The 16,633-nt window shown below is 52.3% G+C and carries 10 protein-coding genes; 7 read left to right on the top strand and 3 right to left on the bottom strand.

Features of this window, described 5'->3' with window-relative positions; genetic code table 11:
- The first annotated feature begins 15 nt into the window (after positions 1–15).
- The 7 genes from DQG13_RS08980 (at position 16) to DQG13_RS08950 (ending at position 14,861) form a co-directional block, all read left to right on the top strand.
- Positions 16–1,011, top strand: coding sequence for a hypothetical protein (locus DQG13_RS08980; RefSeq protein WP_113019419.1), 996 nt, complete (start codon positions 16–18; stop codon positions 1,009–1,011).
- 11 nt (positions 1,012–1,022) lie between these two features.
- Complete coding sequence (locus DQG13_RS08975; RefSeq protein WP_113019418.1) at positions 1,023–2,012, top strand: hypothetical protein; 990 nt, start codon at positions 1,023–1,025, stop codon at positions 2,010–2,012.
- A gap of 11 nt (positions 2,013–2,023) precedes the next feature.
- Entirely contained in the window at positions 2,024–12,205 is a 10,182-nt protein-coding gene (locus tag DQG13_RS31730; protein WP_113019417.1) for a polymorphic toxin type 47 domain-containing protein, read from the top strand.
- A gap of 5 nt (positions 12,206–12,210) precedes the next feature.
- On the top strand, positions 12,211–12,645 hold the full coding sequence (locus DQG13_RS08965; RefSeq protein ID WP_181592657.1) for a hypothetical protein: 435 nt from the start codon (positions 12,211–12,213) through the stop codon (positions 12,643–12,645).
- 146 nt (positions 12,646–12,791) lie between these two features.
- Positions 12,792–13,451 carry an RHS repeat-associated core domain-containing protein gene (locus tag DQG13_RS08960; RefSeq protein WP_258525563.1) on the top strand — a complete coding sequence of 220 codons (660 nt, stop codon included), beginning with the start codon at positions 12,792–12,794 and terminating at the stop codon, positions 13,449–13,451.
- Between the two features lie 136 nt (positions 13,452–13,587).
- Entirely contained in the window at positions 13,588–14,160 is a 573-nt protein-coding gene (locus tag DQG13_RS08955) for an AAA family ATPase (protein ID WP_258525562.1), read from the top strand.
- A gap of 95 nt (positions 14,161–14,255) precedes the next feature.
- Positions 14,256–14,861 (top strand): uracil-DNA glycosylase family protein, encoded by a 606-nt coding sequence (locus DQG13_RS08950; RefSeq protein ID WP_258525561.1) that lies wholly within the window; start codon positions 14,256–14,258, stop codon positions 14,859–14,861.
- Positions 14,862–14,951: 90 nt separating this feature from the next.
- On the opposite strand, the gene DQG13_RS08945 is transcribed toward DQG13_RS08950, so the two are convergent.
- The 3 genes from DQG13_RS08945 to DQG13_RS31130 all read right to left on the bottom strand — a co-directional run.
- On the bottom strand, positions 14,952–15,695 hold the full coding sequence (locus DQG13_RS08945) for an ABC transporter permease (RefSeq protein ID WP_113019415.1): 744 nt from the start codon (positions 15,693–15,695) through the stop codon (positions 14,952–14,954).
- On the bottom strand, positions 15,682–16,416 hold the full coding sequence (locus tag DQG13_RS08940; RefSeq protein WP_113019414.1) for an ABC transporter ATP-binding protein: 735 nt from the start codon (positions 16,414–16,416) through the stop codon (positions 15,682–15,684). Before DQG13_RS08940 ends, DQG13_RS08945 begins: the two co-directional genes overlap by 14 nt.
- A gap of 31 nt (positions 16,417–16,447) precedes the next feature.
- Positions 16,448–16,633, bottom strand: a 186-nt coding sequence (locus DQG13_RS31130; protein ID WP_220094344.1) for a hypothetical protein, incomplete at its 5' end; no start/stop codon positions are given.

The following is a 16,633-nucleotide window of genomic DNA, read 5'->3' as shown; positions in this document are numbered from 1 at the left end:
AGAGGTCGATGAAGGTTGAAAAAAAGACATACCCGAATCATTGGCATCGTGCTGGCCGTGAGTCTTCTCGCGCCCTCTTCGGTTTACTTCGGCGCTCTTGCCGCCAGACAGCCTGACGGGGCGGAAAATCCCGGCTCTGCAATTGCATCCGCAAGCAGCGATCAAGAGATTCTCGCAGATATTTCTAATATGACAGGAGTGCCTACGCAGGAGATAACCAAGCTGAGGGCGGAAGGGCTAAATTGGAATCAGGTACTGGTCCGCTTGCAAGCTGACCCATACGCCTCCATGGAGGAAGACCGGACGTCCCGGATTGAGGCCCTTATGGGAGAAAAGGATGGGGAAGCAGTCATTAATGAGCTGATCCAGGCAGGCTTTTCCCGGGAGCAGATTCTTCAAGCCAAGCTGCTGGCAGAGCGGGTACAGGTGCAGCTGGCAAGCATTGCCGATAGCCAGACATCCTGGAGCCCGGCCCCTCCGGCAGCCGTTATGAATTCAGGAGGGGCTGGAGAACTGCTGGAGGACAAAGAGGAAACGGAAGCTTACAGCAAATTGGCCGAGGCCTTCCAAACATCCGGGGCAATTGCGTTTATGATCCGCCTGCAAGACGAGTTTGGCGGGTTGGAGCAGGCCTTGAACGAATATTTGCTCGCACTCCAATTGGGGCTGAATCCGGAGGACCGAGCGGCTGAGCCCGGGGCTTATGAAGAGGCAAAGAAGAAGCGGTTGTCGGAAAATCCCCTGTTCCGGGCCATTACCATCCAGAGCTTGGAAGAAAAAGCGTTGGAGCAGCTTCAGGAGAGCAACCGCCAGGAGCGGGAGAACAATGTGTCCACCGGACAAGCGGGAGGTACAGCCGGGAGTGTTTTGTCTCCGGCGGCGCAGGAGGACGGACCTTTGCCGGCCGCCCCTGCTTCCATGGCTCCCGATGTCCGGGATGTGAAGCCGGTTAACCCCGCGGAGCAGATTATGAAGGAAATTGAGAATCTCAATCCCAACAAGCAGAAATGAGGGTTAATCCCATGAGAAAATCCATTCTGGCCAAATTCACTGCCGCCATGCTTGTGCTGGTGCTGCTCTTATCCGGCGGCACGGCATTCTATTCCTATGCGAAGGAATGGGGCTGGGCAGGTCCAGCCCCGGCGCGAGAAGCGGAATCTGCCGGAGCAGCGGCAACGGCAGAGGCCACAGCAAGTCCGCAAGCGATCAGCGTACTGGATGAACAGCTTCGGCAGACTCTGAAGGCGCAGGCCGAGGCGGAGGAAGCCACGCTGGAGGCAGCCGCAGGCGCTATCGAATTGTCCGGCTTGGTATTGGAGGGATTGCAGCGCTCCAATCCGCAGGGCTACAAGCAGGATGCGGAGCATTACAAGCGGCTTCTTGCGGAGTTCCACGTGCACGAGGCCTACCGGACCAAGCTTGATGATCTGCTGGCCAGTGGTGCCAAGGCTGCGGATGTGCTGACGGCCTACGAATTCGCCTACCGCCAGTTCGGCAGCTTCGCAGACGTGGAGAGCTTGCTTGCTCTCCGGCAGACTGGCCGTAGTTGGGCCGAACTGTTTGCCGCCTATCTGCAGGATGCGCAAGAGTTTGTCCCGCAGGCCTTTGACTCGGACTATCTTGAGACGCTATTGAAATCCCCGCGGCTCACTGCAGACGATATCATGATCGCCGACCAGATTTCCTTTAAAACCGGCAAACCGTTTAAGGAACTGATCAACAGCAAGCTGGAAGCGGCCGCCCCCGGCTGGAGGGAGCAATGCGCCGCCGTGGGGCTGTTGTTCAGCGGAACTGCGCTGCCGCGGGTATCCGTCACTGAGGAGCAGCTGAAGAAGTTTACGGAGGCAGGGGTGATGAGTGAGGAGCAGGTAGTGGAGGCTTTCGTTCTGGCCGGCAAGCTGGGGCAAGAGACGGAGCCGGTAATAGCCAAGCTGAAGAAGGGCACTTCGGAGGCTGCGCTGTATGAGGAAGCATATGCGCTCAAATATGACAGTGTAAACAGCAATCTGTGAACGGAGGTGAAATGGTGAAATTTTACATAAAATGGATAAGTACCGCGATTTTATTCTTTTTCATGCTTATGCCGGCGGCAGCCCATGCCGAAACACTGGAGGAGCAGCTGAACAATCTGATTGGCCCCACGGAGAAGTACAGCACGATGCTTTCCCCGGTCTATCTGCGGACAAGTGCGGCTGAGGAGAGCATCAATCCCCAGAACGGGGAACTGACCATTGCCCAGACGGATTTCATCCTTCCCGGCCGCAATGGCTTGAATGTGGAGCTGAAGCGTATCTACAGAAACAACTCCTCCAATGTGCAAGAGATGAAGGTGAAGTACGTTAATGGCGCCTGGGTGGATTATGTGTACTCCGACGCCAAAACCGCCTCCTTCTATGAAGAGCGCTATAATTTGGGGATCGGCACCCGGTTTTCCATTCCCACTATGGAAATCCGGGAGAATTCCGATGGTACCAGCCATAAATTCCTGCACACGGAAAGTGGGGATGTCTACCGCTTGAAGGCGTACACCGATCACGGGGAGCTTATCTATCTGCCTGAAGGGCAGACGGTGCAGGATGTGGTGGTGAAAGAAACGGATGCCTACAGCAACGGCCAGGATGACGGCAAGTCCAAGTATGTCATGGCCGGCAATGATGGCAAAAAGAGCTATTTTACCGAGGACGGCAGATTGGTGGGGATTGTGGACCGCTATGGAAATGCCATCCGCTTCGAGTATAGCTCCTTCACCTACACGATAGACGGAGCAGCCAGTACACGAAAGCTCTTGACCTCCATTACGGATACCATCGGCCGGGTTATTACTCTTGAATACAAGGAGGACGAAGGCTTCACGGTAAAGCCTCTTGAAGGCGCCGGTGCGCCTGCCGAGTCCTATCTGGCTTCCCAGAATCCCACAGCGACAGATTCCGGTGATCTGGAGGGTAAATTTCAGGTGATTGCCCACGTTCCCGGCGGCCAGACCATTGTCTATGACAAATCCGCTGTGCTGGTCAGCTCCTCCAAGCATGTGATGCGGACCCGCCTGCAGCGGGTATACGATCTGGACGGGCAGGTGAAGGCTCATCTATGGTATGAGCAGCCGGATCTGGGTTTTACATTCATGAACGGCAGCACCTATTCGGTATTCAACCGGTACGAGAATCTGACCCAGATCGACTATGTCAAGACCAACCGGATCAAGCGCTACGTGTACAATACCTATACCAGCGGCCTCAATGATAAGGGCAGTATGCAGGTCCGCAAGGTATTTGAAGCCAAGGAATTGATTAAGCAGGGCTACGATCCCTCCCCAAGCGGTTTTTTGGAGAGATTTACCACTGCGGAAAAGGACAAGACCCACTATGCCTACACCAATGAGTCCGACGGATATGGCATTGCGGATTACCAGAAGAACGACTATACCTATCTGAAGGATACCTATCGTTATTCCAGCATGACTACAGACATGAAGGGCAATACCACAGCCTACAGCTTTGACGGTCTTCACCAGCTGTTGACCACGGAGAAGAATGGCGCCGACCACAAGGAGATTCTGACCACTGAACGGGATGACATGAAGCTGGTCAAGAAGCAGGAAATCGTGCAGTATCCCATGTCAGGCGGACAAAGCAGCGGTGTTCCGGTGAAACGAACCGAAAATTACCGTTACGACCAGTACGGCAATCTGACCAATTATACAGGGCCTGAGGCGGAGCGGGACGAGAATGGCAATCCGGTGGACAATGAGCATACGGTTGTGTATGCCTACGCCTATGACAAATACCATGTCCTGACGGGGAAGACATGGAAAACAGACAGCGGCACCACAGCGCAGATTTTGTACGATGTGGATGAGCGCGGCAATATTTCCAGAGAAACGAAGATAACCGGCGGCTCCGGAGAAGCGGCCGTTATAACAGAATTCGGCTATGATGCTTACGGCAATATGATCCGCAAGGAGGCCTTCTCGGGAACAGATGGTCAGCACTTTATTACGGCGTACAGCTACGGAACAGACGGGGACGGAGCCGATACCCAAGGAGCCTATCTGACAGAGGAGCGGGTTGTTTCCGCTTCGGGGGAGACGGTTTCCCGCAGGTATGCCTACGATCTGAACAGAGGGGCAGTCACAGGAAAATGGGACGGCAACGGCAACCGTATCTCTTACCAGTATGATGCGCTGGGGCGGGTATTGCGGATTGTGGAGGCAGACGGCACGGCCAAGGAATATGCTTACCGGGAAAAGCCGTATCAGAATCTGGAGATCGAGCTGACCGATGCCAACGGCAATGCTTTTCTCCACCAGTATGATATTCTGGGCAATCTGGTCAAGAAGGACATCCGGGAGAAGGGAGTATGGTCCTTCCAATATGCCGGGGAATATGATGGCAAGGGCAACAAAACCAGGGAAACCGATGCCAATGGCAATGCCGTCCTGTATGAGTATGACAGCCGGTACAGGCTGGTTTCCAAAACCTTTTTCGATGCGGGGAATGTCAATAAGGGAACCATTCGGCTTGCTTATACCCTGACGGGGAATTCGGCCCTTCCCTTGGCAATGACTGCGAAGGATGAGGAAGGAAACCCCAAAACCTATTATTACGATGCCCTGAACCGGTTGGTTAAGCTGGAAACCACGGCGGACGGCTTCCGTACAGATGTCACCTTGTTTGCCTATGACTATGTAGGCAATAAGGTCAGCGAAACGGATGCCAACGGTCATACTGCTTTTTATACCTATGACGCCTTGGGCAGATTAACAGGCCGTAAGGACCCGGCAGGCAATGAGATCAGGCAGTCCTACAATGCCCTGAATCAGGTGGTGAAGCAGGAGGAGCCGGAGGGGCGGATAACGGAATCACGCTATGACGATGCCGGACGGCTTGCCGAAGGGAGGGTTTATCAGGAGGGACAGCCAGCCGCTTACACCTATACCAAGTACGACTATGATGCTGCCGGCAACCGGATTCGGGTGCGGCAGGGCCAGCAAGAGGCCGGCGCGGACCGGATGGCATCGGATACGGAATACCGCTACGATGCGCTAAATCGGTTGACGGACGAATATCGCACCGTTGACGAACAAACCCGCTCTCATATCAAGGTTTCCTATGATGCGGCGGGCAATAAAACCGGCGTGGTCCAATATGCAGACGCCGCAGAGACCCAATACCGGATTTACGAGTATGCCTACGATTATGCAGGCAGAGTGCTTGTGGAAACAGGCGCTTACAGGGAGCAGTCTCCCGCAGGCATTGCGGAGGATTACGGCTATTACCGCAAGAGCTACCTTCGGGACGCGGCAGGCAATGTGCTGGAGGAGCGGGATCTCAATGCCGCCGGGGAAGAGTTCGTCACCACCTATGCTTATGATTACCGCAACCAGATTGTGGAGAAAAACAGCCCGTTTACCGCTGGCCGGACGAAGACGATCCGTTATGCGTATGACAAAACGGGAAGGCGTGTCTCCGAGTCCATGACAGTGGGCGGGGTGGAGACAACGGTGTTGTATGCTTACGACGGCCTGGGGCGGCTCATCGGGCAAACGGATGCGTTGGGGAATATGACCCGCTATTTGTATGACGCTGCAGGCAACCGGGTGAAGCAGATTGATCCCCGGTACGGCCATCTTCCGCCGGAGCAGGCGCCGGGAATGGAGTATGAGTATGATGCCAACAACCGGCTTTTCCGCACCGCGGCTTTTGATGGAACCGCCAGAACGGTTGTGGGCTACAGGGAATACGACGGCCGCGGCAATATTGTCAAGGAGGTTGCAGGAGAGGGTTACCGGCAGGAGGACCCCCGGAAGTCGGTGGGGCGGCTGTTCGTCTATGATGCCAACAACCGGAAAATCAGTGAAACCTCTGCACAGACAGCGGCGGATAATGCAGCCAACTCCACAGCCAAGGTCAGCCAGCGCTTCACCTATGACGCATTGGGCAATCCGCTGACCAGGACGGATGCTCTGGGGCAAATGACCTCCTTCGCTTATTACGGAAACGGGCTGCTCAAGAGCCGAACGGACCCCGACGGTCTGACGGAGACATACGCCTATGATCTCACAGGCAAGGCGTACTTGGCGGTAACCAATCGTGCGGGAGCTGTAACCCGCACCCGCTTCAACATTTTTGACAAGCCCTACCGGACGGAATATGCCGATGGCACTGTCCAGACCTTCAGCTATTCGCCCAAGGGCGAGCTGCTTCAGAGTGTGGATCAGAACGGGGGCATAACTGACTACGGGTACGATGCCTCGGGAAATATGACGGAGAAAAGGGCCTGGATTTCCACTGAGGGAGCCAGCCGGCTCTTCAAGGTGAACCGTTACGAATATGATGAGGCCAATCGGCTTGTGTCCAGTGAAACCTTTCTGGAGACGGCTCCTGCTTCCGGAAGCCGCGGTTCCCTGGTATCTGCTGGGGACCGGGTGGAGCATGAATACGATCAAGCGGGCAGGTTAATCCGCACCTCCGGTCCCAATGGCCGGGAGGTCAGACAGGAATATGACCGCAGCGGCAAGGTGCTTGTGAAGAAAACCAAGGTGACGGAGGGGACAGAAGAGGTCAGACGCTACGAGTATGACCTGCTGCTCCGGGTGACAAAAGAGATTTTATTGGTGCCGACCTCCGATCTGCGGATGAATGATGTGCGCAATCCCGTCTATGATGACGAATATTATGACCGGCTGCAGTCGGCAACGGTGTATCGCTACGACAGAAGCGGCAATATGACCGCCGTCACTGATCCCAACGGCTACACCATCACCATGAATGTTGATCTGGATGGCAAGGTGGTCAAGAAAATCAATCCGCTGCAAGCCTCCGTGTCTTACCGTTACGATGGCAACGGAAATGTGATGGAGGAGAAAAACGCCAATGGAATCTCTACCTTCTATGAGTACGATGCCCTAAGCCGGCTGATCCGCAAGAGTCAGGCGGCAGACGGGGAGGCAGCCGTCACCCGCTATGTGCTGGATGCCATGGGCAATGTGGTGAAGACCATTGCTCCCAACCAGTATCAGGCGGAGCTGGATCAGCCGGATACAGTGGCCTCCATGACAGGAATTTCTTACACCTACGATGCTCTGAACCGGCGGACGGCAACCCTCTCACCCGAGGGCCCGGCAATGGAGATTCTCCAGTATGACGGCAAGGGACAAGTGGTGAAACAGGTGGATGGGTTGCGCTGGACCGGGGATATGTCCGGCTCCGCAGGTATGGAAATCCGCTATGACGGCCTGGGCCGTCCTGTAGAGTCCAAGGATGCCATGGGCGGGACCATTCGCATGTCTTATGATGTGCTGGATCATATTGTGCGCCGCACCGATGCGCGGGGGTTTGCCACCGCCTATGTTTATGACCCGGACGGAACCTTGCGCCGGGTGGACGACCCCAATGGAGGCGCGACGGAATACAGCTATGACAAGCTGGGCCGGATGCTGTCGGAGAAGAATCCGCTGGGGAATGTGACTGCCTATGCCTACAACGCCTTCGGCCAGGTAAAAGCTGTTACGGACGCGCTGGGCCATACCATGGAGAACAAGACGGATCTGGCGGGCAATCTGGTTTCAGCGTCGGACAAGCGGGGCAGCGCGGTGTTATTCAGCTATGACGGCGCCCGCAGAGTGACGGAGAAGCGCACGCCTCTGGAACGGGACGAAAGCGGCAATACGGTCTATGCGGTAGAGACCTACCGGTATGACCCGGCAGGCAACATGATCCGCAAGAGCCTGTCCGGCTCCCGGGAGACGGATTTCCTGCGGACCACCGCTTACACCTACTATGAGAACGGTCTGCTCCATACGGAGCTGGACGGCAGCGGCGGGCTCACACAGTATGCCTATGACAAAAGCGGGAATATGGTCAAGCGGGAGCGGCTGCGGGAGGCGGACCGGTATGATACGGAGCTGTTTGAGTATGATGGTCTGAACCGGCTCACCCGCCATATCCGCTTGGCGGAGCAAGAGAGTCTGGAGATTGATTCCGGGCTGGCGGCGACGCCTGCTTTGCAAGATCCCGCTTATCCCGGCATGGTTCGTCTGATAACAGGCTATGAGTACGATCTTTTGGGCAACAAGGTGAAGGAAATTCGTCCGCTTGCCTATGCCTATGAAGAGGCAGATACAGTCAACCGGGAGCTGTATGCCACCCGTTATGTCTATGATGCCCTGAACCGGCCCGTGGCGGAAATTCGCAAGCACCAGGGAGCCGATGTACAGGTGCGGTACAGCTATGACGCAAGCGGCAACCGGATAGCGGTGGAAAATGAGCGCGGCGCTGTGACGGCGTATGCCTATGACGGGCTCAACCGGCCGGTGTCCATGACAGACGGAGAAGGACAAACGCTTCATTATGCCTACGATTTGGCTGGCAATAAAACGCAGGATACCAATGCCAAGGGCTACAGCATGTCCTACCGGTATGACGGACTGAATCGGCTGGTGGAGGTAATTGACCCTTATGGGGCGGCCGTCACCCGCTATGCCTATGACGCCAACGGCAACATGACGAAGAAAATGGACGCATCGGGCATCCTCTCTGCCGATACGGATGAGGCCAGGGACGGTTGGGTGTATGAGTACGATCTGGCCAACCGGCTGGTGAAGGAGACGAACCCGGAGCTCGCGGCCTTGCACGATGCCAGCTGGTTTTCCGCTTCCTACCGGTACAATCCCGCAGGGGAACTGGTGGAACAGACGGATGCCCTGGGGAATGTGACGGCCTATGCCTACAACGAAGCAGGCTTGCTGCTGTCTGTGACAGATCCGCAGCAGGTGACCACTGCCTACAGCTATGATCTGGCCGGCAACAAGCTGACCCTGACGGATGGCCGGGGCAAAACCACCCGGTATACCTATGGCGCCCTCGGGCTGCTGTTGGAATCGGTGAATGCCGCGGGGAGGAAAGAGAGCTACCGCTACAATCTGGCGCTGCAAATGGCTCTGGTGCAGGACGGCAACGGGAATCAGACCCGGTATAGGTTTGACAACCAGGAAAGGCTCACGGGCAAGTCTGTGGAGGAAACCGGTGACGCCATCGCTTTCACCTACGATGAAACAGGCAATCGGGCCAGTATGACTGATGCCAGCGGCGGAAGCGTATATGCCTATGACCGGAACAATCGTCTGCTGCGTGTGGAGAAGGACGGGGCGCCGCAGGTTGCCTATACCTATGATGCTATCGGCAATGTCGAGACGGTCACGGACAAGCTGGGGCATGTGATTCGCTACAGCTACGACAAGTCCAGCCGGATGGAGACCGTAGAGGCGGAGGGCAAGACCACCTCTTATGCCTATGATGCCAACGGCAACCGGGCTTCGGTGACCTATCCGGGCGGAGTCAGCGAGACCTACGTGTATGACAAGGCATACCGTCTGCTGGCGATGGTGAACAAAAAGCCGGATGGCAGTGTCATCTCCCAGTATGCCTACACCTATGACGAGAATGGACGCCAGATCAGCAAGACGGACAGCTATGGGCGGACCGACTATGCGTATGATGAATCGGGCCGCGTCACCAAGGTGGAAGCACCGGGAAAAACCACGGTGTATGCCTATGATGCCGCCGGCAACCGGCAATCCCTGCAAGAAACCTATACCTCCAACCAGCCCAGCGGATACACGGAGCCGGGCAGCGGAGAGCAGACGGAATACCGGGTGAAGAAAAGCGAGTACCTGTATACCCGGGACAACCAACTGGTGAAGCTGATTGAACAGATGCAGGACGATACGGGGAAAGAGGTGCTGGAGAAGACTACCGAGTATCTGTACGACGGCAATGGCAATGAGGTGAGGCAGAAGGTAAGCTACCTGCACCCGCATACCCGCAGTCTGCGGCAAAGCACCGGAGGCAGCTTGTACGGAGACGGAGTAGAGAGCGATCCGAACGCGGTGATTGAAAAGGTAAGCAATAGTTTTGATGGGTTCAACCAACTGGTGACCACTGAGCGGGTAAAAGGCGGCGAACGGACCACCATTGGCTTCGTCTATGATGGAAACGGCCTGCGGACGCAGAAGACGGTGGAGAGTTCGGCCAACGGCTACGAGGCCCAGGTGACCCGTTATCTCTATGACCGCCAATACGTGATCCTGGAAACGGACGCTGCGGACAGCCTGTCGGTACGGTATGTGCGGGGCATCAACTACATCTCGCGGACAGGGGTCACAGGGGACGCCGCGGCGCAACCCTCCTACTTCCTGTACAACGGACATGGGGATGTGGTGCAGACCGTAAGCGAAGACGGTACTGTCGAGAACCAGTACGATTACGACATCTTCGGCAGCCCGACGCTGACCATCGAGGAGACATATAGCAACGCCATCCGCTACGCAGGCGAATTCTACGACGCCGAATCGGGGCTATACTATCTGCGGGCGCGGTACTACAACCCGTATACAGGCCGCTTCATTTCGGAGGATAGCTACTGGGGTGAGGATAACCGTCCGTTGTCGTTGAACCGGTATACGTACGTGCTCAACAGCCCGCTGATGTTCTGGGACCCGACGGGTCATTGGGAAGCGGGGGATGAATATCTGAGTGCAGACGACCAAGCCAAAATTATTGCTTTGACTTCCGCCTATTATTCCACGGTATCGGAAGCGGATCGCAAAGGCATTCAACAAGAAGCGATAGCGATTCGGGAGCAGGCGAAGAACAACGCGAATTATGATAGGGATCAAGTAACGGTTTTGCAAGTAGAAGCAAAGCAAACCTTGGAATATGTCATCGACAATGCGAGTGAGTATGACGACAAGGATTTTGACAAAGCAGCATGGGATGCGGTCCTGCGGTCAGCGAATCAAAAAGCGGAAGAATATGCAAACGATCATGATTCTACCTATGTTTCTATCGAGTATACCAGTTCCCCGTATACGTCGGGATTGAACACGGGAACAGAGACCACCACGACCATCGGGCGAACCCAGCTACTGGTGACTACCTCCAGCAATGAGTATGAGAATCCGGAAGTGGCATCGGTGAGCATGGGGAAGAATTATCTGCTCACCCCGGCGGAAGAGTTATTTGTTGGGCAAGTATTGGCTAACACGGATTCCTCTGTAAGTTTGGATCAGACCGTTACTTTGTTGGCAGTGATGGAGAAGAATGGGGGAACAATCAGCGACCCAAATTTGGAGAAGATATTTGGTAAGGATCAATTTGTGGAACGGGACAGTTGGTGGAAATTCTGGAACTGGGCCACAGGAGATGTGCTAGAATTAACCTATAACACAAGTATGAGAAGCGGAATGTCCATAACGGAGATCGATGCGCAACTTCAGTCCGAAAGAATGCAGGAAGCGCTTGGACTAATCGGGATATCCGCGGCAATGGGGCCGAGGTCCACCTACACCGCCGTTCGCAACGGGGCCGTGAATAACGGTAAGGCCAAGACCTATAAGGAGGCGAACTTTAATCCCTGTAATTGCTTTGTAGCAGGGACTGAGGTTCAAACAGACGAAGGGGAGAAGAATATCGAAGACATTGAAGTCGGAGATAAGGTTCTCGCCAAGGATGAGAAAAACCCTGATGGAGAGTTGGATTTTAAGGAAGTGACTGGCTTATATCGCAACCAACGTGATGATATAATTAAGCTGTACGTTGGGGAGCAAGTCATCGAGACGACCGACAACCATCCGTTCTGGGTGGAAGGCAAGGGCTGGGTCTTTGCGGATGAGCTTCAGGCGGGTGACAAACTCCAAAAGGCTGACGGAAGCAACCTGATAATTGATAACGTTGAGTTTGTAAAACTGGATGAAAAGGTGACGGTGTATAACTTTACGGTTGCGGACTACCACACGTATTATGTAACGGATATTGGTATTTGGGTGCATAATACGAATTGTAATGGAGTGGGTTTAACTGGTGGCAACTGGAAATATAATCCCAATAAAGACGTGGATCTGCGAGGAACTGGAAAAAGATATCAAGATGCACTTGATGAGGCCTTCAAGCGAACGGGTGTACCTAGAGATCAGTTTAATGTGACTAAATGGGGAAAGGATGAAACTGGAAAGAGTATTCCTGTAGAATGGTCAGGTCCGAACGGTGCAAATGTAAACATGGATATACCAAAATGGAATAATGTTAAGCCAGATGGAACTTTGGGTGAAGGACCTCACCAACCACATATTGGGTATCAAACATCTGGAAAAGGTGCAAATAGAACAAGGGGACATATATTTGTAGACGATGTTCCTGCAACGAGGTGATGTATATGAACAAACCAAATAAACAAGAGCTAATTCAAGTAAGTAGCAAGTTAGGTATAGAAATAGAAGTTTTGGATGATGATTCTTCAAAAGATTATATTAAGAGAGTAATTAGACAGTTTACACCTTTTAAGACTGCAGGTCACTTAGCGATTGGAGCAGATTCTCATGCTATTTCATTAGAGAAATATGAATTTTCATATTCAAAATATTTAAATAGTGAGCCTGCATTTATATTTTTTGATCAAGAAGGTCTTGATAGGAACACAGTAGTTGTAGTCAAAGATGCTAAATTAGCTGGGGACTTGATGGAAAATTCTTTTGGAATGGAGTATTTTTTAAGCAACGAAAAATTGGATTATCTTATTGCAGTAAATTGGTATGTAATAGAAGTTGCAGGGTCTGTAGCACCTCTCCTTACTAATCTGGATTGTAGTTAAAAACTCAACTTTCGTAGCTTGAAATCGGCAAATAAGCCTTAATGTGATTAGGCAAAGCCTCGATCCATTGCTGTAGTTGACGCTGAATCAGAGTGAACCTTGATTGGCCTCGTGCCTTTCAAGGTTCCTCTTTTTTGAGCGGGCGGGTGACGAATGAACACACCTATACCTCCAACCAGCCCAGCGGGTACACGGAGCCGGGCAGCAGAGAGCAGACGGAATACCGGGTGAAGAAAAGCGAGTACCTGTATACCCGGGACAACCAACTGGTGAAGCTGATTGAACAGATGCAGGACGATGCGGGGAAAGAGGTGCTGGAGAAGACCACCGAGGAGACATATAGCAACGCCATCCGCTACGCAGGCGAATTCTACGACGCCGAATCGGGACTCATCTACCTGCGGGCGCGGTACTACAACCCGTATACAGGCCGCTTCATTTCGGAGGATAGCTACTGGGGTGAGGATAACCGTCCGTTGTCGTTGAACCGGTATACGTACGTGCTCAACAGCCCGCTGATGTTCTGGGACCCGACGGGTCATTGGGAAGCGGGGGATGAGAATTTAAATGTGTATGCCCAAATTAAGATTATCGAATTGACCAATAACTATTATAACGCGACTACAGAGGAAGATCGCCAAAGGATTCAAGCAGAAGCGAATGGAATCCGAAACAATCCCAGTTCCAGTGAGCCTGTTCATTCCATTATAAAAATTCCAACCGGAGCTATTGAAGAGGCAAACCGGCTGGGAGACGAAACAAGAGGATGGCTTTTAACAATCTTGGAAAAGCAGTATCGGGAGTAGTCAATGGCACGGAAATCAAACGCTCCCCGTAAGTAGACCTCCCCCACGAAACATATGCACAAGCGAGAACATCCTAATGTCAGCATAGCAGATTCTCCGTTTCCAGTTAGCATGTCTTAAAACAGGTGAAGCTGTTTTGTCCACCAAGATTTTACTGTATAATGGCGTTACATGTGTATCGATAAACCATATAGAATTTAGAGGACTGCGTATGAAAAATATATATTTGATCGGCGGTACAATGGGCGTAGGAAAAACAACGACTTGCCAAATCATAAAGGATAAATTGAACAACAGCGTTTTTCTCGATGGGGATTGGTGCTGGGACATGCGTCCCTTTCAAGTGACCGCGGAAACAAAGCAAATGGTCATGGAGAATATTTGCTTTCTTCTAAATAATTTTATCAAGTGCTCGGTCTATGAGAATATCGTGTTTTGTTGGGTTATGCACGAGCAGGCAATTATTGACGAGATAATTTCACGCCTTGATACAACAGGCTGCAAGGTACATCGTATATCCTTGGTTTGCAATAAACAGGCATTGCATGAACGACTGACCAAGGATATAAATGTGGGAAATCGTACAGAAGATATCATTCGCAAAAGCTTGGAACGCATTCCCCTTTACGAAAAACTGAACACCTGTAAAGTGGATGTTTCGAATATGACGCCGTGGCAAGCAGCCGACTTCATTATTCAGAATTGCTGAGTTTCAATTTAACCAATGGAATGTGTGAACAATGTGGTCAAACGTGTTCTGAGCATAATATTCATCAATATTCATAAAAAAGGGGGGATTCATCCATGGTGAACATTAAAAATGAATTGGAGAATACTTACGATGAAGCGGAGGACATGAGGTTTAATGATCTGGATGTAGATCCCCAGGCTATTCGGGCCATCATGATCAATGAGATCGTGCCGTCCGATCCCAAGCAGGACTTCTATGGCGGGGGAAATCCTCAATATTTGGAGACGGTCATTCCCTTGTTCCAAAAGGCAGGGCTGCCTGTAACCTCCATCGAAGACATTCTCAACATGGGCATTTATCTTACCAATGTGGTCAAGCGGCCCAAATCTCAGTATACGGTAGAGAAAAGCAGCATTGAACAGAGCCTGCCGTTTCTGGAAAAGGAGCTTGGCTTGTTCCCCCATGTGAGGGTGATCATGCTGATGGGGGATGTAGCCAAAAAAGCGTTTAATCTCCTTGCCAAGAAAAAGACCGGAAAAAACGCCGTGCCATCGATTTCAACCTACAAGATTCGCCACAGTGAAATCTATTATGGTAATGTACGGGTCATGCCTTCGTATATGATGACTGGAGGCAATATTTTGATTGAAAAATCCAAATTTGAAATGGCCTCCGAAGATATAGCGCTTATGGCCAAGCTCGTTCGTGAACAGCCTTAATTCGATCAGATTGGAATAAGGGCGGAACTGTTCAAGGTTGGTCCGTGAACGGATGTTATGCCCTGACGGCAATGCATCCGTACATGCGTCTTATTCCCATTTGAAAAAACGAAGAGACAGACATATACACAGCACTGTGAGCACAATCATCACTACTACGGGAATGATCACACTATCCAGAGGCAAGCCGAGCGAAGCGGCTTTCAACATCTTAATACCCTGTGTAAGCGGCAATAGATCGGCCGCGTTTTGAAGCGCCGCGGGCATGATCTCATAAGGCAAGGTAGCCCCGGAGAAAATCAGCATGGGAAAGTAGAGCAGGCTGGCCACAGCGCTTGCTGTTTTCATGTTGGGCGCAAGTCCGCCCACCAGCAGTCCGATGCTGAACATGGACAGCATGACCAGCAAGTATGCCCCTGCAAATGGCAGCCATGAACCATGAAATTGATAATCAAAAAAAAGCGTCGAAGTCAAATAAACAAGGATAAGCGAAGCGATGGAATAGATCGCATAAATGACAACCTGTACGGCCAAGATGAGGGCGGGAGGGGTCGGCGTTACCTTGAAGCGTTTCAGTATCCTCCTGCTTCGGTAATCGGATACCACCAAAGGAAGGCCCATTACGCCTCCGGCGCAGATCGCAATGGTCGCCAGCGCTCCAAAGGATTGCTCCAGGAAGGTATAAGCTGCACCATCGTAAGCCGACTTATTGCCGAAAATTGCCCCTATAATGATCACTGCGACGACAGGCATGCAGATGGCAAAGATGAACATATCCATCCCGCGCAGCGACAGCTTGCCTTCGGTTTTGAGCAGCGTTCTAAATGCTTTCATTTTCGTTTCCCTCCTCGTCTGTATACCAAAGATAGGCATCCTCGAATGTTTCATACGGGCTGGCCGCAATCGCTTCTTGCACGGTGCCGTAAAAAATGCTTTTTCCTTTTTTCAGAATCATGATGTTGTCACAGAGCGCTTCCACCTCGTCCATAAAGTGAGAGGTCAACACAATGGTTAATCCTCTTGCCTTTAGATCGGAAAGACTTTTCCAGACATCCCGTCTTGCTCTCGCATCAAGCCCGGTAGTCAGCTCGTCCAAAAAGACGACCTCGGGGTTTGGAATTAACGCAAGCACGATGAACAGCCGCTGCTTCTGTCCTCCCGATAGCTCGCTTACTTGGTTTTTCAGCTTGTCGGACAGCCCGAATTGTTGCAGCAAGCTCGTATAATCCGCGGCGGTCTGGTAAAGGGATGCTGTAACCTCGCAAAGCTCCGCCACTTTGATTTTGTCTTGGTAATAGGCTTCTTGAAATTGAACGCTAATTTTCTCAAACAGCTTCTTTCGTTCTTTTTGCGGGTCCATTCCCAATATGGTCACCGTGCCGCTGTCCGGTTGTTTGGTGCCCAACATACATTCCATGGCGGTGCTTTTGCCTGCGCCGTTTGCGCCCAGCAAGCCGAACACTTCCCCGCGGCAAATCGCCAGATGGAGTCGATCAACCGCTTTGACGTTGGCGTAAGACTTGCTCAAGTTTTCTACCTTGATCGTAGTTTCCACGTGATCCCATCCCTCCTACATTTGTGTTGCATCAATAAAATAACACCAGCGCAAAGTCTGGTGTTAAAGTGGAGGGTTTGTAGCAAATTGCTTTTTCATCTTCTCCAATTGCGTGAGCATCAAGTGAGCATTTGTCTCGGCGTGTTGTAGGGTAAGCGTCAAATACGGACCACCTAGCAAAGCTGTCAAATCTATGAGATGCTGGCATTAGGACGAA

The organism is Paenibacillus sp. YN15 (assembly GCF_003285005.1).
GTDB lineage: Bacteria > Bacillota > Bacilli > Paenibacillales > NBRC-103111 > Paenibacillus_AR.
This window is presented reverse-complemented; position numbering and strand designations above follow the sequence as displayed.